We start from the raw sequence: 22,163 nt of genomic DNA, 5'->3' as shown, positions 1-22,163 counted from the left end.
TCTTGCAGCTATGGCTTAAATTGAAAACATAAATTACAGATTTACAATGTTTTAATTTTTTTTTAAAATTGGATACTACAAATATTTAAATGCCCTCAACATAAAATACTGTATATTTCGGCTTTCTTATAATTGCCATATGAAACTTAAAATTTTGGTGTTTATCACTTGTGCGTTGTTTTCTATGATTCAGAAACTAAGCGCTCAAGATATCCACTTTACTCAATTTTCTTTTTCACCTCTGCACGTTAATCCGGCTCAAACTGGTGGATTCAACGGGTCTTATCGAATAGGAGGCATTTTTAGAGATCAAGTTGCTGCTGTTACTGGCATTGGCTCAGAGTTTAGGACCATTCATTTTTTTATTGATGCCAATTTGACAAAAGGGTTTAGAAAACAGGATTGGGTAGGATTTGGCATGAATTTTCTCCAAGATCGCTCCGGAGTGATATCCCTGGGTTCAGGAGGCTTTATTGCTGCTGCGGCTTATCACCTCGGTATTGGAAAAAATAGCGATATTTCAGTGGGGGCGCAATATGGTGCAGTCACTATGAATATTAAGGACAAAGAGAAAGCCATTTTTGAAAATAGCATCGGAGGTGGACAAAGTCCTGATCTGATGAAATTGCAGGATCGGGCCAATTATCGTGATATCTCAGTTGGTTTGGCATATACCACCAGTTTGGGAACCAAAAAGCACAAACTGGTGACAGGTGTCAATGTAGCCAGGGTCAATAATCCAAGAGTTTCACTTTCACAGGGCGGAATTGGTAATCGACTTGGATCGATGATTTCCGCGCATGCCTCGCTGGAATATCGTCTAAACGACAAACTTGATTTGATTCCTATGATTTGGGTTCGCAATCTTAAATCCAACACACAGATAGCCCCTCAATGTATGGTCAGTTATTTATTCAATTCTGAAAAGGAAATCAGACTGAATGGTGGTTTGGGATACAGACTTGGAGATGCACTTGAAATAATGGCCGGAATGGATATCAAGAACATACGATTCCAAATTGGTTTTGATCTCACCGTTTCAGGCCAGACTTCCGCACAAAGTCCATCAGGATTTGGAGCGGTCGAATTGGCGGCCATATACACAGGAAATATTGTCAAAAAGCCTAACCCTAAGCCAAAAGTGTTTTGCCCGAGATTTTAACTTTTATCCTCTATACATTCCATATTTTATGAAATTCAGAACAAGTATTTTTTCATTTCTTTTTTGTTGCTGCGGTTTCTTTTTGGCTGCACAACCTTATAACAGCAATACACCTGCTGCATTGGTGAAATCAGGAGATGAACAAATCGAGAAAGGACAGTATTATGTGGCTTTGGAGCAATATGAAAAAGCCTATAAAGAAAATAAGGAAAAGGATGTGGCCATTAAAATTGCACAAGCCCATTTCCTGCTTCGCGATTACAATAAATCCGCCGTTTGGTATGGCAGAGTATTGAGCAGAGATAAGAACAATCTTTTTTTTGAAAACAGAGTAGCTTATGGCAGGGCACTTAAAATGAACGCACAATACACGGAGGCAGCCGCTGAATTCAACAGGTATTTGGGCGAAGGTCAAAATGACGAGTTGAAAGCCATTGCTCAAATAGAGCTCGACGGAATTGCCCTGCTCGAAAACACAAGGGAAGACCTTTCACTTGTTGTTAAAAATATTGGAAGTCCTGTCAATAACTCAGAATCACAAGCAAGTCCGGCCCTCCATCCGGAAGGAAGCCTTTATTTTGGATCCTTGTCTGACAAATCATCTAAATCTGATGAAGGAATCCATTTCTCAAAAATTTTCAGTTCAATGTTAGAAAAGGAAAAAGGTTGGAGTAAGCCCGTTGAATTGGAAGAATTAATTAACCGTGAAGGTTATCATTCGTCCAATGTTAGTTTCAGCAGGGATGGAAATACCATGTTTTTTACAAGGGTTTTGTCCGATGGTGGCTTTATGGAAGAAAGTAAAATATATGCTTCTTCAAGGACGGCTTCTGGCTGGAGCCCAGCCATTGAAGTGACTGGTGTCAATGGAGATTATTTGTCGCGCCATCCAAATGAAGGAGAACTTTTTGGATCAAAAGTGCTTTTCTTTTCCGCCAATATTCCAGGTGGAAAGGGTGGCTTCGATCTATATTATGCAAATAAAACAGGTGAAGGTCAATACAGCGATCCAGTTAACCTGGGAGAGCTCAATACCGCTTCTGATGACATATGTCCTTTTTATAATGAGGGTACTTTGTATTTCAGTTCCAATGGACTGCCCAGTTTAGGTGGTTTTGATGTTTTTAATAGCACTTGGAACGGATCCAATTGGTCCAAGCCAAACAATATGGGTAAACCAATAAATTCAGAAGTGGATGATATTTATTATCGAATGAATCCTCAGTCAGAAATTGGTTTTCTGGTGTCCAACAGGCCTGATCCAGAATCAAAATCATTAAAAGGCAAAACCTGTTGTGATGATATTTACACCGTGAGCAAACGCAAATTGGTAATTGAATTGAATGCAATCGTCAAAAACGAAAACAATAAGGCAATTAAGGGAGTCACCGGACAATTAATAGAAATTGTGGGTGGAAAAGAAGCCAATATTCAATCCAAAAGTAACCCGGAGGGGAATCAAGTCAACTACCTGCTTGACAAGGACAAATCCTATAAACTGGTCATTGCCAAAGATGGTTACTTTCCACAAGAAATCCAGTTAAACACAGTTGGAATAGAGAAAGATCAAGTGATTAACAGAGAGTTTATTTTAAAGATGATGCCACCAGAGTCAGAGTTTGAAATAATCACCATCAACGAAGACATAAGGCTTAATAAAATTTATTATGACTTTGATGATGACAAAATTCTCCCTGAATCAGAACCTGACCTTAGAGCACTTCTCGATATTATGACAAAATATCCAGAAATGGTCATTGAACTCAGTTCGCACACTGACAGCAGAGGTGACGACTCTTACAATTTAAAATTGTCAGAACGGAGAGCCAACTCCGCTCGAAGATGGTTGGTAAACAAAGGTATCGAAGGCAAAAGAATTAAAGCCAAGGGATACGGGGAAACAAAAATCTTAAACCACTGTAACAATGGAGAGGATTGCACAGACGAAGAGCATCGGTTTAACAGAAGGACAGAATTCAAAATTCTTGAAGGTCCTACCAGCATAGAAGTAAAAAAGGAAGTACTCAACAAGGCTTACAAACCACAGAATAAGTAATCATTCATGAATGGTTTTAATTGAACCAAATCCATCTCATGTAGGCTGGATGCAATGGTTTTATTCATTAAAGGATAAAGAATGCTAAGGTTCTTTTGGATTTTGATTTTAATGGGTCTCATGGATGGCTGCATGTACCATCGGAAGCAGATATCTGCAATGCAAAAAGAAAATGAGAATATTCATGCAGATTCCATTAATTCCAGCATGATTGATACTGCGCGCTTTGCCCAAATGGTTTTTGATTCAGCAAATTACCAGCTTGGAATTGTCAGAAGATCAGAAATTCGGGAAACAGAAATTTGGTTTACCAATCAGGGCAATATTCCTTTGGTGATTGATCAAATGACCAGTTGTGAATGCACCACTTTAGACTATACCAGAAAGCCAGTGATGCCAGGAGCAAGGTCTTCCATCAAAGTCAGGTACGATTCAAAGGACAAATCTGGTCCTCAAATCATTGATATAGATATCCTTGCAAATACTGAATCAGGGACTGCTTCTGTCAAGCTATATCTTTCGGTAGAATGATGTTGGCCAAAGGGGTAAATTTATACTAATTGGAATTTTGAAGAATTTAAACTGAGAATTATTCTTATCTGTAGTTGTTTGCTTTCTAATACGGGTTTATCTCTTAGTCCTCGTTGATGTTAGAATTTGAACAGAGGATTGAGACAGATTATACAATGTGTTAAATTAATGAAGAGAAAACACAGTAAACCAAAATATATGTATTAACACATTGAATATCAAGCCAAAGTCAAAAAGATAATTAATAACATAGTTTTTATTATAATATATATATTTTTAATATATAACATTATAAACATATAAATTAATTATATTTGATTCTTTATTATCTAAGGGTTTTCCCTGATTTTTACAAAAAACTCAAAAAAAATTTGCAGTTTTCAAATTGTACGACTTATATTTGTGGCGTATTCTTCCCTTTGTTCTGCGATCCTTTGTGGATTGCAGGACCTGCAATCATGTTGTTAAGGCCCAACACCATAGGCCTTACTTTTTAGATCAAATTTTTGAAAACTATAAAATCTAAAGACATGATGCAAGATCAGTTATTTATTAGAAAATTTTGGGCGTTTTGCATAGCATCAATGCTACTTTTTACTACTTCCTGTGTAAAAGATGAGCCCATCGTCAATCCGGTTTTGGTGAAGAAATTGACCGAAACCTCCTCAGATCTTTCTGTTGAATGGATGAACCTTTCCTTTGAACTCATTAAGGTGACTCCTGGGTACACTCCTCCAGTTGCAGCACGGGCTCAAGCATATATTGGGCTTTGCATGTATGAATTACTCGTACCTGGTATGGAGAACTACAGATCCATGCAAGGAAAATTAAATGGCTTTAAGCCTGGTACCATACCTTCTGTCACACATTCAGACATGGATTGGGGTTTGGCTTTTAATGAGGCCATGTACCAGCTGTATGGCTTGTTTTATAGAAACACCACAAAAGGTGGATGGGATATTCTGGAGCAACACTACAAGATTAATTTTGAAAAATTAAGCAAAGGTTTGGATCAAAACACCATTACTAATTCTATTAATTATGGTCAGGCTCAGGCAAATGCCATTTACAGGTATTCTCAAACTGATGGTCAGGAAGACTGCTCATTAAATAATTACCCTGAGCACTTTACTGCTCCCAATGGTCAGGGACTATGGACTCCTTCATCAACAGTCAGAAAACCACTTCAACCATATTGGGGTCAGGTGCGCACCTTTATCAATTACAACCAAGTCAGAACTGAAACACTTGTCCCACCTCAATTTTCACAAGAAAAAAGCTCAGTTATTTATACCCATGCCTTGGAGGTGAGAAACAAAGTTGAAAATTTGAGCAAAGAAGAAGTTCAAATGGTGAAGTACTGGAACGATGAGCAAGAGAATTCAATAACTCCTGCTGGACACATGCTTTCAATCTTAGGTCAGATCTTAAAGACAGAGAACAAAGATTTAGGATTCAGCGCATACGCTTTTATGAAATTGGGAATTGCAATACACGATGCTACAGTGATGACTTGGAAAACCAAATATACTTACTTTACAATGCGACCAGAAATGTATATCAGAGAGTATATTGATCATGATTTTTTACCATTTGTCAACCCGAATGCAACTCCGGAATATTCAAGTGGTTTGTCCTCCGTTGCAGCAGCTTCCGTTGAGGTTTTGGGTAGCCTGTTTGGACATAATTATGCCTTCACAGACAAGACTTATGAGTATCGCAAAGACATTGATGGATCTCCAAGATCTTTTAAGTCTTTTGACCATATGTTGACTGAAGTATCGTCAGCTGCATTGTACGGTGGAATTCACTATCGATTTAGTATTGAAGCTGGGGAAAGACAAGGATTTGATATAGGAAAAGGAATCAACGCTATCAGATAAATAATTAGGGTTATTTTAAGATTGGAACCCCCGATTGCAAAGTCGGGGGTTTTTTTGTGTTTTTTACCCCCTAATTAAGATCCCGATGATAGTGTTGAAGAGTAGGATGAACTCTATTTCAAAAATTTTCGTTGTATTTGTTTAATTTGGATATGGATTTATACAAAAGCTTCTTAATTACTGTTTTATTGTCTTTTATGGGTATGAATATCAGCTTGTCTGCTCAACCAGATTATTCTGCTATTTTGCCTGTAGATTCGGTCTATCATCCTCTGGTGAGAACAGTGCATTTTAGGGAGGGGCTCGATCCGGTAGCCATGCCCATTTTGTATTTAGATCGGCCTTATACCTTGGATTTGCACTTTGATCTTCTGGAGGGTTCTCCAAGAAATCTTTTTTACGGATATTGTTATTACAACCGAGATTGGACAGCTTCCAATTTACAACTCATGGAATATCTTGGTGGCTTCAATGAAATGGAAATACGGACATTTAGGGCTTCATCGCAGACCTACCTTCCTTATGTACATTACCAGGCACCCCTGCCTGGAAGAGATTATAGCTTCAAGGTGACGGGTAATTATTTGTTGGTAGTGTACGACAATGCCGGAGAGATTTATCTGACTAAAAGGATCTATTTGACAGACAATAGTTTTAAAGTTGTTCCAAGATTTCAAATTCCGATCGACCCTGAAAAGTCAAGAACCCACCAGAGCATGACTTTTACCGTAACTGGAACCAACAGAACGACGATCGTCAATCCAGCCAAAGAAATCAGGGTAGAGGTTTGGCAAAATGGGAGTCTGTCAAACAAGATGATTCTTGGAGATCCTTTTTTCTTTAATGGTAACCAATTAAGTTACACCAAGCAGGATGGAATACTTTATCCAGCCATGAAAGAATTTAGAAGAAAGGATGTTCGATCAATTCAGCATCGAACCATGGGTGTGTCTTATTGGGATCAAAAGGGAAATGATTTTCATTGTTATTTTAAAACAGACAGCTCGCGGGCAGATCAATTGTATCGATTTGAGTTTGATTTCAATGGCAGATATTATGTAGGATTTGAAGATCAGATCAATGAGCAAGGAGACTTTTTAAGTGAATATGTATGGTGTCATCCGGTTCTTAAAACAAATATTGAATCAGATTACCCTGTATATCTTTATGGGGCCATCACAGACTGGAAACTCAAGGAAGAATTTAGGTTGGAATACAACCATCAAGAAAAAGTCTATAAGGGTAAATTTTATATTAAAAATGCGGTGTTTGACTACCTTTATGCTACTTTGAATGACGACGCATCAATCAATACCAGTCTTTATGAAGGAGATTGGTATGAAACCGAGAACGATTATTTTGTAATGATTTATTTCAGACCATTTGGCGGGAGATATGATCAAATGGTTTTTGCAGGGAGATTTAATTCAAACCGATAATTTTTTTTTATTACAATCATTGCCGTTGAATTCTATCATAAAATGTTAGATGTTTGAAGCGTATCAAATCAATTCTTATCAGCAATATTTGGCTGATTACAAGCAAAGCATGGACGATCCGCAAGGTTTTTGGCAGAGGGTTGCACAGCATTTTGTTTGGAGAAAAAAGTGGACCAAGGTTTTGGAATGGGAATTTGAAACTCCAACCATTAAGTGGTTTGAAGGTGGATTGCTCAATATTACCGAGAATTGTCTGGATCGGTTTGTAGAATCTGATCCTGATAGGATAGCAATTATTTGGGAATCCAACGATCCTTCAGAAACCGGTCGAAGGATTAGTTATCGCGAATTGAGTGTCCAAGTTTGTAGATATGCCAATCTGCTTACAAAAAGAGGAGTTAAAAAACACGACCGCGTCATCATATACATGGGCATGGTCCCGGAATTAATTGTTGCTATGCTTGCATGTGCGAGAATCGGTGCTATTCATTCGGTTGTATTTGGTGGATTTTCTGCATCTTCTATCAAGGACAGAATTCTGGACTGTGGGGCTCAATACGTGATCTGCTGTGATGGAGCTTTTCGTGGTGCTAAAGTAGTTGATTTGAAAAGTATTCTGGACGAAGCTTTGTCAGAGATCAATGCTGTCAAGAATGTTTTTGTATTTCAAAGGACAGGCCATCCGGTAAGAATGTTTCCAGAGAGAGACCTTTGGATCCATGAGCAACTGGATCCATCAGAAGATTTTTGCGAAGCGGTTGAGATGGATTCGGAGGATCCGCTTTTTATTTTATATACATCAGGTTCGACGGGAAAGCCAAAGGGAGTTGTCCACAGCATTGCCGGATACATGATCTGGACGAATTACACTTTTGTCAATGTCTTTCAATACAAAAAGGGGCAAGTTCATTTTTGTACAGCCGACGCAGGATGGATCACTGGTCATAGCTATCTGGTGTACGGTCCTTTGTCTGCCGGTGCGACATCTGTTCTGTTTGAAGGGATTCCAAACTGGCCTGATGCTGGCAGATTGTGGCAAATCATAGACAAGTACAAAGTGGATATTCTTTATACTGCTCCTACCGCCATCCGAAGTCTCATGATGTATGGAGATCTGATACCTGCACAATACGCTTTGGATAGCTTGAAAGTATTGGGTACGGTGGGTGAGCCTATCAATGAGGAGGCCTGGCACTGGTATGACAGGGTAATTGGAAGATCACAAATACCCATTGTCGATACCTGGTGGCAAACTGAAACTGGAGGAATTATGATTTCCAATCTGGCAGGAATTACAGACCCAAAACCAACTTATGCCACATTGCCATTGCCGGGAGTTTCTCCGGTATTGTTGGATCAATCCGGGAATTTTGTTGCAGAGCCCCATCAAACGGGAGCTTTGTTTATTGACCGCCCCTGGCCTGGTATGATCAGAACCACTTTCAGGGATCATGCGCGATGTAAACAAAATTATTTTTCACAGGTAGATGGAATGTATTGCACAGGAGATGGTTCTTTCAAGGATGAGCAAGGGAACTACAGGATTACCGGCAGGGTAGATGATGTTTTAAATGTATCCGGTCATCGCATTGGTACTGCTGAATTAGAAAATGCCATCAACGAACATCCGGACATTGTTGAGAGCGCTGTAGTTGGGTACCCTCATGCGATCAAAGGAGAGGGTATTTATGCATTTGTGATATGTCAAAATTTGCAAAAGGAAGAGGATAATTTGATACAAGATATAGGCAAGATGGTGCAAAATCTGATTGGGTCATTTGCAAAGCCAGATAAGATTCAAATTGTGTCAGGATTGCCCAAAACGAGGAGTGGTAAAATCATGCGCAGAATATTGCGAAAAATTGCAGATGGAGAGAGAACTGATTTTGGTGATTTAACCAGTTTACTGGATATTGATGTGGTTCGACAGATTTGCCAAAATGCGAAATAACGCGTGATTGAGTTCCATCGTTTTGTTGAAAAATTGAGATAAATAATTTTTAGAACCCAATCCAATATAGACCCTTTCAAAAATTGAATTTTCCAATTTGAACTTGATCAGAATGACCCTATGTAACCTTTGTTACAATTGGACTTTCAAATGGAGAGGTTTGGAACTTTGCGGGTAAGTCTTGCGTTTTTGATTGGTAAATATCTATCATGGGAAAGAGTTTTTCAGAGTACATCCAAGGAGACAAGTTGGTGTTGGTTGATTTTTTTGCGGAATGGTGCGGACCCTGTAAAATGATGGGCCCAGTTTTAAAGGAATTAAAAAGTAGAATGGGTGATGATGTTGTGATACTGAAGATCGATGTGGACAAAAATCCTAGTGCATCACAAGCCTATCGAATTCAATCTGTACCTACATTAATGTTATTTCACAATGGCCAGATTGTGTGGAGGAAATCAGGAGTCCCTTCTATTTCCGAATTAGAGAAACTGGTTCAAAACCATCGGCAGCCGGCCAAGAACTAAGTTGCTTAACATTCCACAATATTGACAGGAATGTGGATGGCTAAACCACCATCTGCAGTTTCTTTGTATTTATGGTTCATGTCAAAAGCAGTTTCTTTCATGGTTTTGATAACGGCATCTAGTGAAACCAATGCTTTGGAAGGATCTGACTGCAATGCAATTTGAGCGGCTGTTACCGCTTTAATGGCACCCATGGTATTTCTCTCTATGCAAGGTACCTGCACCAACCCTCCAATCGGATCACAGGTCATGCCGAGATGGTGTTCCATGGCAATTTCTGAGGCCATCAGGCATTGTTCGTAATTACCTCCAAGCACTTCCGTCAAACCTGCAGCAGCCATTGCGGAAGAAACACCGATTTCTGCCTGGCAACCACCCATAGCGGCTGAAATGGTTGCACCTTTTTTAAACAGACTTCCAATCTCTCCGGCAGTGAGAAGAAATTTATAAACATCCTCAATACCTTTGTTTTGATTAAAGCAAATATGATACATTAAGACCGCCGGAATGACGCCAGCTGCTCCGTTGGTCGGAGCGGTGACAATTCTCCCAAATGCTGCATTTTCTTCATTGACTGCCAAAGCAAAGCAACTTAGCCAATTGAGGGTATCCGTAAAATTAGTTGGTGTCGTTCTTATAAGTTGAAAGAATTGTTCTGCGTCATTTGGTTTCCTGCCTCCCAGTAAGCGATCTGCAATATTTTTTGCCCTCCTCTGCACCTTTAATCCTCCCGGAAGCTCTCCTTCTTTTTGACAGGATTGATAAATACAATCCAGCATCACCTCATAAATTTTTAATAAATCTTGTTGAATTTGATTTTCTGATTTCAATGCTAGTTCGTTTTGCATCACCAAACTGGAAATTGAGTAATTCAATGTGGAGCACCATTTTTTAACGTCAAATGCGGAATCAATTGGATAAGGCATGTGCCGTATTTCTGTCAAGTCCTCACTCCCTTCTTTTACAATAAATCCTCCTCCCACAGAATAATAAGTATCACTCACCGAAGTTTGATTTTTCAAGAATGCCCTAAACATTAATGCATTGGCGTGTTTTGGTAAACTTTGGTCTTTGTGAAATAAAATATGTTGCCTGGCGTCGAATGGGATTGTTCGGATACCTCCCAAGTTCAACTGAGAAATATTATGTAAAGTTTTATAGGTATATTCTGCTTTTTCAACCGGGATTGTTTCCGGATGATATCCCGATAATCCCAAAACTACCGCAAGATCAGTCCCGTGCCCCACTCCAGTTTTTGCAAGTGAACCAAACAATTCTACTTCTACCTGTTCGACCTTGTCAAAGATATTTTTTTGGCCAAGCATTTGGATGAAGTCTAATGCAGCTTTCCAAGGTCCCATGGTATGTGAACTGGAAGGGCCAATGCCAATTTTAAAAATATCAAAAACGCTTATTCTCTCCATTCTTTCATAGAATATTTGGTTGCAAAGCTATGTAGCACTTTTTACATTTGCTAAAAATAAAAAGCCCGGTAATAATTCCCGGGCTTTATTCTGACTAATGAAGAAAATGACGTTTATCTCATTTTACAATTTTCAAGCAGTGTTTTTAAGTCTTCTTCATTTTCAATGGTAATAATTTCCCCTGTTTTAACCAATTTTACATCATAAGGAAATTGGATTGAGTTTCTATTGGCTGCGGTAGGTCTGTTTTGCATCAAACGGTTTAATTCTTCCGGAGAATTTACAATTATGATGTCACCATTTTGAAGCTTTACGCTCAAAGGGAATTGCAATTCAAAACATGGGGTTGGTTTTGGATCTACCGGATTACGGTGTCTTTTACACAATTCCTGAAGTTTGCGAAAGTCTTCGTCATTGGCTATTGTCAGAACATCACCATTTCTCAGGGTCACATTATATGGATAAGTCAATTGTGGTCTCTCTCTGTTACTTGCAGCCCATCTTTTAAGGAAAGCTTCATGTTCCTCTTTATTCTGAATGGTGATCGTAGAACCATCTTTCAGTAAATAGGTCAATGGATAACTCAGGGTATAACAAAGTTGTGCACCTGGATCAGGATTTACCCTTGTTCTGCATCCCTTGAGAATTCTTTCAATCTCACCTTGATTGTGGACGGTGACTTGAGTTCCGTTTTTCAGAATGACGTCATAGGGAAAAACGATGTGTGCTCTGCCTGCTCTTGGATTGGTAGAAGCTTTGCGCAAAATTTTGTCCAACTCTTCTTGATTTTCTACACTCACGATGGTACCATCGAGTAATTTCACTTGCACTGGAAAAACAATTTTGTAGCAAGGATTCTGTGACGCATCAGGATCTGAGGCAAGCGTGGTTGTTAATAATTCGTTTTCTCCGGAAGCCAATGCATCATTTGATGTTAAGCTCTCGTCTTTTTGGCAAGACCAAAATCCTGCAAGGATAATCCCTAAACTTAGGATGGCTAAAAAATTTCTTACTGGTTTCATAATTTTACGTTTAACTGATGATTAAAAATGTTAGATACAAAAGATTAAAGCTGGATTGGTCTAAAATGTACTCTTTAAAGTAAAAAATATTTCAAATTTTGTTTAAAAAGAATCAATTTTGTGGCCTGTGAAGGAGGACTTGAATAACTGGAAACTTCTTAAAGAAGGGAATTCTGAAGCGCTTAGGGATATATACAATTTGTATTACAGTGCTCTAATGAATTATGGTTTGCGTTTAACTCCTTCACGCGATGTGGTAGAGGATTGCATTCATGATTTGTTTACAGATATTTGGCGTTTGCGGGGCACACTTGGAGATACGGATAGTATTAAGAACTATCTGATTGGATCACTGAGAAGGAGGATCATAAAATCCGCGGGTCAAAAAAATGCAAAAAATCACGAACTTACAGATCAGTTTGACAAGGCAGATGAATCCGCCAATTTTGAAATGGCATTTATTCAAGGAGAGACTGATCGCGAAATGCAGATTAAATTAAAAACGGCATTGGGCTTGTTGACCAAGCGGCAACAGGAAGCCATTTACTTAAAATACTCAGAAGGACTTGATTATGAGCAGATATGCAGCACCATGGACCTTCAATACCAATCCGTGCGAAACCTTATTTCGACCGCAATTTTGCGTTTGAAGGAGCATTTTGGAATTTTATTGTGTTTAATCGCAGGCTTTTGAGTACAAAAGGCAATGATTTAACTTTACTTAGTTTGAAGAGGAAAAAATGAAGAAGGATTATTCAAATTACAACTGGGAAGACCTGATACAGGATCAGCAGTTTGTTGATTGGGTAAAAGATCCTTCTGACACATCAGGACCTGACTGGAAAAAGCTTTTTGTGGAAAATCCCGGACTTGAAAATCAGGCCAATAAAGCCATCCAAATGCTTCGTCTTTTTAAATTCGAAAATTTGGCAAATGACAAGGCTGCTCAAGATCGACTTTGGAACCGGATCGACCAAAGTATGGATGCCCAAGAAGGTAAGCAATTGCTAAAGTGGAAAAGTAAATCTATTTGGTGGGCACTTGCTGCAGCTTCCCTATTTTTATTTGTTGTATTCCGTGATCTGATACTTTCGTCCAATGAAGTTGTATTGGATGCACCGTATGCCATGAAACTTGAAAAGACGTTGCCGGATGGATCTAAGGTGATGATAAATTCAGGAAGCAATGTCAGCTATCAGGGTAATTCTTTCAGGCAGAACAGAATATTGAAGCTTGAAGGAGAAGCCTTTTTTTCCATAGAAAAAGGAACAGCTTTTGAAGTGCAATCTCCTTCTGGTATAGTAAAAGTACTGGGTACCGAGTTTAATGTTTTTGATCGCGAAGGAAAAATGGAAGTGCATTGTTTTTCTGGAAAAGTATCCGTTCAATTTCATCAATCCAATCAAGTTCATGTTTTATTACCGGGTGAAAAAGTCACCAACTATAATACCAGCGAATCGAAGAATTTCGAGACCAAGGCGGCTTTCAATCCAGTAGAATTAAAGTTTTGGAAAGATGGTGTTATTTATTATGAAAATGCAGCCTTGGTTGAGGTGTTGAAGGAATTCCAACGACAATATGCTATAAAAGCCATAAATTTAAGCCCGGAAATGGGGCAACTGAGATATACGGGTTTCTTTAATATTCGAAATATGGAAGAGGCCATACAATCAATCAGCGTACCCATGCAATTAAAATTTGAATTAAAGGACGGCAGTTTGACTGTAAGTAAAGAATAGATGAAATGGTTGTTTTTAGTTCGTACCTCCTTGTGGTTGGTATTTAACTCATTCCTCATTTCTATTTATGGTCAGTCAGAATCAAAGTACATAAGTTTGCACGATCTTTTGATCAAAGCTGAAAATCAATACAAAGTTCATTTTGCCTTTGACGCTGAATCTACCAATGTTTCAAAGGCTCCACTAAACTTATTGCAAAAGGATCTCAATGGATTTGTCAAGGCACTTTCTGATTTGGAAATCGCCCATGTGATCAAACAAAATGACGAGCATTTTTTGGTTGTCCTTACTAAAGACTCTGAGGCAGGAACAAGCCCTCCGCAAAAAGAATGGAAGGATATCAGGATTTCTGGAATAGTTACGGATGATTGGAACCAAGAGCCTTTGATTGGGGTAAGTGTTCTATTAATGCCAGACAGACAATTGTTCAGTACGGACGAAAAGGGACAGTTTATAATTGAGTATAAGTCCCAGGAGACAAATCAATGGCTTGAATTCCGTTATTTGGGGTATCATTTGAATAGAATTTCTCTTCCGATCGTTAAAAAGTTTGTGGAAATTAAATTGATTCCTCAGATTGAAATGCTCGAAATTATCACCATAACAGATGTTAAAAGTCAGCATCCTTCAAATGCATCGAATTTTTATTCGCCAAGCTTAAAATTGACACAGACAGATTTATTGACAGCAAGCGTGTTTAGAGACCCTCTCCGCAGCATTCAACAATTGAGCGGATTGAATGGGGCCAACGACCTTAGCGCCGGGTTGCAAATCCGTGGGGGCAACACCGAAGAAAACCTGATCTTATTGGATCAATTGACTCTCTACTCTGTGGATCATTTTTTCGGAGTTTTTAGCAATATAAATCCGTTCATGCTGGACAGTGTGGAGATATACAAGAGCTATTTTCCTTCTAACTACGGTGGAAGGACCTCTTCAATGGTTCGTATGAAATCTCAGCCAATTGCAAGCAAAATAACTGTCAAATCTGAAATTGGCTTATTGAATTCCAACCTGTTTGTTCAAGCCCCAATTTTAAAAAATCGTCTTGAAGTTTTATTCGCCGGTAGGGCTTCGACAACCAATTTGGGAGACTCAGATGCATTTGCAAATCTTCTTCATTCTGGCAATTCAAGTGCTTTGAATATTTCAAGAGATCAAAAACGCTTTGTTCCTGCAAATCCTGAATTCAGATTCAACGATGTATATTTGAAACTCAATGCAAGGCCACTTAAAATGTGGAGCATTGGAGCTTCTTTTTTTAGGTCTGTGGACAAGGTGGTGACCAACTACCAGAACACCAGTGTTTCCGGAAATTTAAGAGTGGTTGAAAATTTTAACGATACTGCAAGTTGGATAAACAGGGCTTATTCATTTTCATCTGAATTTGCATGGTCGCGTAGATTTCAAAGTAGGATCAGTTTTTCAAATTCCAGTCTTGACGATCAGCAAAAAATTCTTGGTGTTATAACGACATCTCGATTGGACTCACCCAGGACGCGCAATATTCAAGATCTGACTTTATTCAACAATCAAATGAACGTGTACCATTTCCGTTTTGATCATGAATATACCGCAAAAAATAGCAATCATCAACTTGGATTTGAATGGAATCATTACGACAGTACACTCTTCAGAAATATCATTAACCGGGATGTTATCTTTAATGTTCATTTAAGGAATGGCAATGATTTTAACGCCTATTACCAGGGCAAATTTTCATTCTTTGAACGATTGTATATAGGTCCCGGCATCAGGTTGAGTAGATATGACCGAAGAAATTTATTGGACGCGTCTCCAAGACTTCAAATTGAGTACCGATGGTTGAAGAATTGGAAATCATCGGTAAGGTGGGGAAAGTATTATCAGTACTTAAGGCAAGTTGATTTTGAAGATCGGTTTGGAAGACCATTTTCTTTTTGGACACAGGCCGATGAAAGAGCTTTTAAAGTGCTAATTAGCGATCAATGGGAGCTTCAAAATATGATTGATTGGAGAAAGTGGCAATTTGTGCTGGAATTTTATTTTAAAAAATTGAACGGTGTTGCTGAACAGGTTTACAATGTGCCTTTGACTATACAAGATCCTGCAACAAGCCCGCCGTCTTTACCCAGAACTGTGATATACAGTGGTACGGGTCAATCGTATGGAATGGATTTTTCAGTCTTTAGAGCCTTTAAATATTACCAACTCAATGCTTCGTGGTCCTGGATAAATTCAACTGTCCGGTTTCCTCAAATTAATCAAGGAAATCCCTACAGTCAAGCTCTGGTAAGACCCCATCAACTAAAATTTTCGCAGACTTTTTCATATAAGAACTGGAGTTTGAATTTGTATCATATTTATGGTTCTCCACAGCCTTATGTTGATTTGTTTTTGGTGGGAGACAGAGAGAGAAATGTGAGATCCATCAATGAAGTGCAACAAGTCTTGCCGATGTACTTTAGATTTGACTTAGATTTAAATTACAGTTACCGCTGGAATCAATCTGCACTTACGGCAGGAATTGGAATTTTAAATCTGGAAGATCGAAGAAATGTGAAGTATATCCAATACGTATTTAGAATTCCAGTTTTCAATCCTTTAAGTCCCAATCAGCCTCCTGAAATAAAGATTGCAGGATCCGAAGTCAACCTGCTCAGGAGGACTCTCAATCTTTATATCAACTACAGTTTTTAGGTAAATAGAACTAGGTTGATGCGATCGGATTCTGTTTACGGTTTGTGGTTGGATTGAATGTAATTTTCCTTTGAGCTATACCTTATTCTTGTTTAAAGAATGTTTGGGGTATTGGATCTGAACCAGGATTTTTAAAATGAGAAATATTTTTAAAAGACAACAAAATGAAATTGGAGGACATTTCGATCCAACCGCTAAGAGTAAGGATTCCTGGTTGATAATTCTTCTTTGTGCCAAATGTTTGAAGGATTTGAGCGAGGAATTTGAGGCATTGTAGCACTTCTCTTCTTTGTCAATTGGCTTTGAATTATTTGGTAGCTGATTAAAAATCATGGTATATAACGGCATTCATCGGATTGATTGGTCCGGTAAACTGGAGTGGTCTCAGGCTGCCTGTCAGGAAAATATTTGCTGTATCTAAAAGCAAGATGCTGAGGCCAAAGGCATTTCCAAAGGCCAGGTGTTTCTGTCATAAGGTACTGCTTTAATAACTTATAATGCATGGATTACATTAATTTAACAAATTGATTATCAATTCTATCAATTCTTATTCTATAGATGAATTCCATTAATGTTTTGGTGATTTGGAGCACTTGATTTACTTTTGTCTTTTATTCATGTTTGATGATGAGGAACGACGAAATAGACTTCAAGCTTTACGGAGAAGAGCTTCAATATGTAGAAATCGAATTGGATCCGGGAGAGACCACCATCGCGGAAAGTGGTGCATTTTTGATGATGGAGGATGGTATCAAAATGTCCACAGTATTTGGGGACGGCAGCGATAACAATCAGGGAGGTTTTTTTGGAAAGATGATGAATGCCGGGAAAAGATTATTAACTGGTGAAAGCTTATTCATGACGACATATACCAATGAAGGAAATGGTAAGGCCCGTGTAAGTTTTGCTGCACCCTATACCGGTAAAATTATTCCACTGTCATTGAGTCAGTACAACGGAAAGATAATTGCCCAAAAGGATTCTTTTCTGTGTGCGGCGCGTGGAGTCTCCATCGGAATTGAACTTCAAAAAAGACTTGGTACAGGCATTTTTGGTGGAGAGGGATTTATCATGCAGAAACTGGAAGGTGATGGTATGGTATTTGTGCATGCAGGTGGATATGTTTCGAAGAAAGAGTTGGGCATTGGAGAAATATTGAGAATTGATACTGGTTGTGTGGTAGCTTACACCAGTCAGATTGATTTTGACATTGAATTTATCCGGGGAATTAAAAATTGGATGTTTGGTGGTGAGGGACTTTTTTATGCGTTGTTAAGAGGTCCCGGCACTGTTTGGATTCAATCCTTACCCATTAGCCGTCTTGCAGGAAAAATTGTGCAGTACGGAGGCTTCAGACGAAGAGAAGAAGGTAGTATTTTGGGAGGCCTTGGAAATATTCTGGATGGTGAATAGAATTATTTCATGCGATATTGATGGAAGAAATTCAAGACTAAATCTATTTTAAATGGTAAATTATTAATTGAAAAAATAAATTCTGAAATGAAAAAAACTATTTTATTGTTGGTTTTATTGGCCACTTTCTTTAACGCTGATGGTCAAAAAGTATATGCCTGGTGGGATGTTGGCTTGAAAACATCTTATGGATTGACTGGCTTGATTAATACCAAACTTTTTGACGATAGAGTCTATGAACATAATCTGTCTTCAGGTTATGGGTTTGGGGGGAAGTTTGGATTCTTTTTCGGACTTTTTAATGGAATAACTGTGGATTTTATGTTGTCCGGTAACAAGCAAAAATTTGATTATGCTTATGACAACACACCGGGTTTTATTCATACCTTAAAGTGGTCGAATAGCGATCTTGCAATATTGTATCGGATGCAGAAAGATGGAGTTTATTTGGAGTTGGGACCTCAGATTTCATTTTTGCGAAAGGTGACGAATGAAGATTCAAGACCAGGAAGCATTAATGGCGAAGTCACCGCAAATTTTATAGATAAATACTACTCAGGAATTTTTGGAATTGGTGGATATATTTTAAATTACGAAACCTTTACTTTGATGGCTGGGTTCCGATTGGGATATAGCCTCACCGATATGGTAAATGGAAGGGGTAAGGAAAATGCATTTCCAACACCAAGTCAGCAAAACAGAACCCATGCAAGTTCTGAGGTGAGCACCAATCCTGCATTTGTGTCTATTGTTTTGGAGGCCAATTTGGCATTGGGATATTATGGACGGACTTCTTGTAGCAAGAGGGCTAGTCTCTTTAATTTTAATTAGTCTTTTAAGTAAATACCAAAGAACCATTTGAGAATATCAAATGGTTCTTTTTTTATATTTAGTATTGACCACTTCTCAACATCACCAAGGTGCAAGCCTCAATGACTTCAATTCCGTGGGCCTTGGCAAGAGCTGTTAACTCTTCGTTTTCTGTACCTGGATTCATTATAATTCTGCGGGGTTTCAGAGCAAGGATAAAGGAATATTCATCTCGTTGTCTTTGAGGGTTAATATAGAGTGTAAGTGTGTCGATTTCTTTAATAAGTGACCTCTCCTTTTCGATTGTCGTTTGACCAACGATGGCATTTCTCTGCCCAATTGCAAAAACCACATGTTGATATTCGGCCAACATATTAATTGCCAAATATGCAAATCTTGTGGGATTATCGCTGGCACCTAAAACCAATGTTCTTTTACCCATGTCATAAGCAACATTTGGATTCCAATCTTGTTTTGGCCAGAATATTATATGGTTTTTACCCTTATTTTCGCTCGGATCCGATCGGCTTTTTCAAGGGCATCTTCTATGAAAAGGTGAAAATGTAAGGGGAAGTTCAACTTGATCGGGTGGAGAAATTGAAGTGCATGCTCTAGTTGATTTCTAAATGAATCTCCCAATTTGAAAATCACCTGAGCTCCTAGCAAACTGGCTGCAGTAGCATTGCAAATTTGTTCAAATTGTCTTTGAATAGGAATCAGAATCATTGGTTTGCCTAAGTAAAATGCCTCAGATGGAATTTCAAATCCTGCATTTGCAATAACAGCTTTGCAATTTATAAGACTTTCGTTGAAACTCATTTGCGAAATTCCTTTAAATTCAATGTTTTTATATTTTAAGTCTTCTTCGACTTCGGCATGAAAAACCTGAAATTGGTAGTTGGTAAATGAACTCAACAGGTTTCGTAAATAGAAAAGCCCAAACGAAGGAAGATAAACAGTAATATGATCACCAATTCTGATATTTGCCTCTCTAATAGCGTCTTTGATTACCGGAGTGTAGATGAACTGATCATAGGATTTGAAGTGAAAGCCGATTTTATCATGGGCTGGTGCGAATTTCTTTAAGACCATTTGCGCAACAATGTCCATGGAATTGGCCGGTATAGGAGTTTTCGAAGAGAGAAATGAAGCCTGATGGCTCATTGCAATGCATGGTACATTTTTCCTGTTGCATGCCCAAGCGCTTATTGGTTCGAAATCATTGATGACCAAATCGTAATCTTCGACCGGAGAACGATCAATTTCTTTGTGGAATGATTTTAAATCAAGATTTCGGAGGGTGCTGAGGTAGTCAATACCGCCTTTGGAATTGTATTTAAAACTTATACCTTGCAAATGATACCTGAAATCAAATGGAGCATTCAGAGAAAAGTTGGAACCACTAATCAGGTAATCGACGGCTGCATACTTTGATAAATAGGGATGTATGCTAATGGCGCGACTTAGATGGCCATTACCTGTACCTTGAATCGAATACAATATCTTCATACAATGATTGAGTATTTGGAATTTTGACTGAGGGGGCAAAATCGACTTGGGTAGGAGATGAATTTTTTTTGTGGTAAACATTTGGGTGGCGGTACAAACACCATTCCTGGTTTTGATATTCCAATGCCGTACAATTTTCGATCCAATCTCCACTGTTAAGATAGGTGATATTTTTTCCTTTTATCCTTTCTGTACGAATGACCGGATTGTGCAAATGCCCACAAATGACTTGATCATAGTCCTGATCTGCTGCATGTTGAATGGCTGTGGTCTCGAAATCCTGAATGTATTTAACTGCCTGTTTAATGCTTCCCTTTATTTTTTTCGAAAGCGAAAATTTTTCCCAACCAAACCAATCGCATATTTGGTTGATGAAAGCATTCAGCAATATTAAAAAATCATAAGCTTTACCACCTAGTTTGGCAAGGAACTTGGTATGTTGTATGGATAGGTCAAAAATATCTCCATGAAAAATCCAAGTTTTTTTGCCATTCAAATGGAGTACCAGTTTGTTGCACACTCTAATGTTTCCCAATTCAAAATCAGCATATCGTCTAATGGCTTCATCGTGATTGCCAAGTAGGTAAAATATTTTAGACCCTTTGGCTGCCATTTTCAGTAATTTTTGGATTACTCTGATATGGTATTCAGGAAAATAGTTTTTGTCAAAGGCCCAAATATCGATGATATCACCATTGAGTATGATGGTTTCAGGATCGATGCTTTGGAGGTATTCATAAATGGCTTCCGAGCGACATCCATAGGTTCCCAGGTGCAAGTCACTCAAAACAACCAATTCTAATTTTCGTTTTTCTTTGATACCCATCCTTTCGGAATATTCAAGCTTCAAGTACAAAGTTCAGTTCTCTCCTTTAACTTATTGTGCGGCTATTGTTAATTTTGTATTACCTCAAAATAGGTTGGATCTATTTTGGTGATAGTAGAGCTGAGAAGATGGTTTTTTCAATATTTGCGGCAATGGAATTAATCCTCTTTTCCAAATTCTCTTAATAATTCATATTTTCTTTTTACACCAAAAGCTGATCTGCATGCGATGTTCCAGCCAATGTGACCATCCAAGAATCCCTTTTTCAGAATATAGATGGAAAAAAATTTATAGACAGGTTTGAGATATAGATTTACCATGTTGCTTTTTTTTCCTTTTTCTTGAAGGTCTCTGGCCGCGATTGAAGCAAAATGTTCCAATTGTTTGAAATGCTCTTCTTTCGAAAGATAGCTAAAATGCAAGAGATGTCCATTAAGCTTTTGAACCTTTTCCGTTTTATTTTTTGCAATAATTGTTTCATGCAGTTTGTCATCGGTCCAACCCGCTTTGGATGTATTCCATAATCTGATTTTAAGATCCGGATACCACCCGCAGTGTTTTACCCAACCAGAAACATACCAGGTAATTCGGTTTAAGAGATAGAGATCCTTAAAGCCCAATGATTTTTCGTGTAAAATTGCATTTGTCAAATCTGGATCCAAACATTCATCTGCGTCCAGGGAAAGTATATGATTATATTGGGCCAATTTGGCGGCAGCTTGTTTTTGAGGTCCATAGCCTTCGAATTTTTTTTGATAAAAACGAACACCAAGATTTTTACAAATTTGTGGTGTATCATCTGTGCTATAGGAATCCAGCACGACAATTTCGTCTGCCACCGGCAAAAGAGATTCAATGCATTTTTTGATATGCATAGATTCGTTGTATGTGATCACAATCGCCGATAATTTGGACACAGACAATTATTTTTTGGTGATATTAGAATCAAAGATATGTAATTTTTGAATATAAATTAATTTCAAACATTGTTGTATTCTTTTCATTACGAAAATGACAACAATGGTTTATGTATAATGTAAAATTGTAAATTAGAAAAAACAAACATTTTTTTATTTTTCGATAGGTAAAATACTTACAATTGGTTAATAGGATTTAGGATTTATGTAGTGAAGAATGATTTACCTTTACGACTCTAAAACTTTCAAGACTCCCCAATCTCTCAGAACTCTACACT

The 22,163-nt window shown here is 38.2% G+C and carries 18 protein-coding genes; 12 read left to right on the top strand and 6 right to left on the bottom strand.

What is annotated here, in order from left to right; all coding sequences use genetic code 11:
* Positions 1-139 precede the first annotated feature (139 nt).
* The 7 genes from IPM48_01075 to trxA all read left to right on the top strand — a co-directional run bounded on the left by IPM48_01075 (position 140) and on the right by trxA (position 9,546).
* On the top strand, positions 140-1,162 hold the full coding sequence (locus tag IPM48_01075; GenBank protein ID MBK9270163.1) for a PorP/SprF family type IX secretion system membrane protein: 1,023 nt from the start codon (positions 140-142) through the stop codon (positions 1,160-1,162).
* Between the two features lie 28 nt (positions 1,163-1,190).
* Complete coding sequence (locus IPM48_01070) at positions 1,191-3,218, top strand: OmpA family protein (protein ID MBK9270162.1); 2,028 nt, start codon at positions 1,191-1,193, stop codon at positions 3,216-3,218.
* Positions 3,219-3,299: 81 nt separating this feature from the next.
* Complete coding sequence (locus IPM48_01065; GenBank protein ID MBK9270161.1) at positions 3,300-3,749, top strand: DUF1573 domain-containing protein; 450 nt, start codon at positions 3,300-3,302, stop codon at positions 3,747-3,749.
* A 584-nt stretch (positions 3,750-4,333) separates the two neighbouring features.
* Positions 4,334-5,632, top strand: a complete 1,299-nt coding sequence (locus tag IPM48_01060; protein ID MBK9270160.1) for a hypothetical protein — start codon at positions 4,334-4,336, stop codon at positions 5,630-5,632.
* A 152-nt stretch (positions 5,633-5,784) separates the two neighbouring features.
* Positions 5,785-7,071, top strand: coding sequence for a DUF5103 domain-containing protein (locus tag IPM48_01055; GenBank protein ID MBK9270159.1), 1,287 nt, complete (start codon positions 5,785-5,787; stop codon positions 7,069-7,071).
* Positions 7,072-7,120: 49 nt separating this feature from the next.
* Positions 7,121-9,022 carry an acetate--CoA ligase gene (gene acs, locus IPM48_01050; protein MBK9270158.1) on the top strand — a complete coding sequence of 634 codons (1,902 nt, stop codon included), beginning with the start codon at positions 7,121-7,123 and terminating at the stop codon, positions 9,020-9,022.
* Between the two features lie 209 nt (positions 9,023-9,231).
* Positions 9,232-9,546 (top strand): thioredoxin, encoded by a 315-nt coding sequence (gene trxA, locus IPM48_01045; GenBank protein ID MBK9270157.1) that lies wholly within the window; start codon positions 9,232-9,234, stop codon positions 9,544-9,546.
* Between the two features lie 5 nt (positions 9,547-9,551).
* Here the strand turns inward: trxA and IPM48_01040 are convergent, their stop codons facing one another.
* Positions 9,552-10,970, bottom strand: a complete 1,419-nt coding sequence (locus IPM48_01040; GenBank protein ID MBK9270156.1) for an L-serine ammonia-lyase — start codon at positions 10,968-10,970, stop codon at positions 9,552-9,554.
* 113 nt (positions 10,971-11,083) lie between these two features.
* Positions 11,084-11,992: a hypothetical protein gene (locus tag IPM48_01035; protein MBK9270155.1), complete on the bottom strand. Its 909-nt coding sequence runs from the start codon at positions 11,990-11,992 to the stop codon at positions 11,084-11,086.
* Positions 11,993-12,119: 127 nt separating this feature from the next.
* Between IPM48_01035 and IPM48_01030 the strand changes: the two genes are divergently transcribed.
* The 5 genes from IPM48_01030 to IPM48_01010 all read left to right on the top strand — a co-directional run bounded on the left by IPM48_01030 (position 12,120) and on the right by IPM48_01010 (position 18,654).
* Entirely contained in the window at positions 12,120-12,686 is a 567-nt protein-coding gene (locus tag IPM48_01030; GenBank protein MBK9270154.1) for a sigma-70 family RNA polymerase sigma factor, read from the top strand.
* Between the two features lie 46 nt (positions 12,687-12,732).
* Positions 12,733-13,731 carry a FecR domain-containing protein gene (locus IPM48_01025; GenBank protein MBK9270153.1) on the top strand — a complete coding sequence of 333 codons (999 nt, stop codon included), beginning with the start codon at positions 12,733-12,735 and terminating at the stop codon, positions 13,729-13,731.
* A complete protein-coding gene (locus tag IPM48_01020; protein ID MBK9270152.1) occupies positions 13,732-16,410 on the top strand; it encodes a TonB-dependent receptor in 2,679 nt (892 codons plus the stop codon).
* Between the two features lie 624 nt (positions 16,411-17,034).
* Positions 17,035-17,823, top strand: a complete 789-nt coding sequence (locus IPM48_01015) for a TIGR00266 family protein (protein MBK9270151.1) — start codon at positions 17,035-17,037, stop codon at positions 17,821-17,823.
* An 87-nt stretch (positions 17,824-17,910) separates the two neighbouring features.
* Positions 17,911-18,654: a hypothetical protein gene (locus IPM48_01010; protein ID MBK9270150.1), complete on the top strand. Its 744-nt coding sequence runs from the start codon at positions 17,911-17,913 to the stop codon at positions 18,652-18,654.
* Positions 18,655-18,712: 58 nt separating this feature from the next.
* Here the strand turns inward: IPM48_01010 and IPM48_01005 are convergent, their stop codons facing one another.
* The 4 genes from IPM48_01005 to IPM48_00990 all read right to left on the bottom strand — a co-directional run bounded on the left by IPM48_01005 (position 18,713) and on the right by IPM48_00990 (position 21,885).
* The gene (locus IPM48_01005; protein ID MBK9270149.1) at positions 18,713-19,075 is read right to left on the bottom strand and encodes a CoA-binding protein; all 363 of its coding nucleotides are present in this window, start codon (positions 19,073-19,075) and stop codon (positions 18,713-18,715) included.
* Positions 19,076-19,119: 44 nt separating this feature from the next.
* Positions 19,120-20,142 carry a glycosyl transferase gene (locus IPM48_01000; protein MBK9270148.1) on the bottom strand — a complete coding sequence of 341 codons (1,023 nt, stop codon included), beginning with the start codon at positions 20,140-20,142 and terminating at the stop codon, positions 19,120-19,122.
* Positions 20,108-20,968 (bottom strand): UDP-2,3-diacylglucosamine diphosphatase, encoded by an 861-nt coding sequence (locus tag IPM48_00995; protein MBK9270147.1) that lies wholly within the window; start codon positions 20,966-20,968, stop codon positions 20,108-20,110. Before IPM48_00995 ends, IPM48_01000 begins: the two co-directional genes overlap by 35 nt.
* A 158-nt stretch (positions 20,969-21,126) precedes the next feature.
* Positions 21,127-21,885: a glycosyltransferase family 2 protein gene (locus tag IPM48_00990; protein ID MBK9270146.1), complete on the bottom strand. Its 759-nt coding sequence runs from the start codon at positions 21,883-21,885 to the stop codon at positions 21,127-21,129.
* Positions 21,886-22,163: the final 278 nt, after the last annotated feature.

Source organism: Saprospiraceae bacterium (assembly GCA_016715965.1).
Lineage (GTDB): Bacteria > Bacteroidota > Bacteroidia > Chitinophagales > Saprospiraceae > Vicinibacter.
The sequence above is the reverse complement of the archived record's forward strand: the minus strand, read 5'-3'. Positions and strand labels throughout refer to the sequence as shown.

What these genes read in the sequence shown, in the direction of transcription:
- IPM48_01075 (MBK9270163.1), top strand. Translation starts at nt 140, where the DNA reads ATGAAACTTAAAATTTTGGTGTTTATCACTTGTGCGTTGTTTTCTATG.
- IPM48_01070 (MBK9270162.1), top strand. Translation starts at nt 1,191, where the DNA reads ATGAAATTCAGAACAAGTATTTTTTCATTTCTTTTTTGTTGCTGCGGT.
- IPM48_01065 (MBK9270161.1), top strand. Translation starts at nt 3,300, where the DNA reads ATGCTAAGGTTCTTTTGGATTTTGATTTTAATGGGTCTCATGGATGGC.
- IPM48_01060 (MBK9270160.1), top strand. Translation starts at nt 4,334, where the DNA reads ATGCTACTTTTTACTACTTCCTGTGTAAAAGATGAGCCCATCGTCAAT.
- IPM48_01055 (MBK9270159.1), top strand. Translation starts at nt 5,785, where the DNA reads ATGGATTTATACAAAAGCTTCTTAATTACTGTTTTATTGTCTTTTATG.
- acs (MBK9270158.1), top strand. Translation starts at nt 7,121, where the DNA reads ATGTTTGAAGCGTATCAAATCAATTCTTATCAGCAATATTTGGCTGAT.
- trxA (MBK9270157.1), top strand. Translation starts at nt 9,232, where the DNA reads ATGGGAAAGAGTTTTTCAGAGTACATCCAAGGAGACAAGTTGGTGTTG.
- IPM48_01040 (MBK9270156.1), bottom strand. Translation starts at nt 10,970, where the DNA reads ATGGAGAGAATAAGCGTTTTTGATATTTTTAAAATTGGCATTGGCCCT.
- IPM48_01035 (MBK9270155.1), bottom strand. Translation starts at nt 11,992, where the DNA reads ATGAAACCAGTAAGAAATTTTTTAGCCATCCTAAGTTTAGGGATTATC.
- IPM48_01025 (MBK9270153.1), top strand. Translation starts at nt 12,733, where the DNA reads ATGAAGAAGGATTATTCAAATTACAACTGGGAAGACCTGATACAGGAT.
- IPM48_01020 (MBK9270152.1), top strand. Translation starts at nt 13,732, where the DNA reads ATGAAATGGTTGTTTTTAGTTCGTACCTCCTTGTGGTTGGTATTTAAC.
- IPM48_01015 (MBK9270151.1), top strand. Translation starts at nt 17,035, where the DNA reads ATGATGAGGAACGACGAAATAGACTTCAAGCTTTACGGAGAAGAGCTT.
- IPM48_01010 (MBK9270150.1), top strand. Translation starts at nt 17,911, where the DNA reads ATGAAAAAAACTATTTTATTGTTGGTTTTATTGGCCACTTTCTTTAAC.
- IPM48_01005 (MBK9270149.1), bottom strand. Translation starts at nt 19,075, where the DNA reads ATGGGTAAAAGAACATTGGTTTTAGGTGCCAGCGATAATCCCACAAGA.
- IPM48_01000 (MBK9270148.1), bottom strand. Translation starts at nt 20,142, where the DNA reads ATGAAGATATTGTATTCGATTCAAGGTACAGGTAATGGCCATCTAAGT.
- IPM48_00995 (MBK9270147.1), bottom strand. Translation starts at nt 20,968, where the DNA reads ATGGGTATCAAAGAAAAACGAAAATTAGAATTGGTTGTTTTGAGTGAC.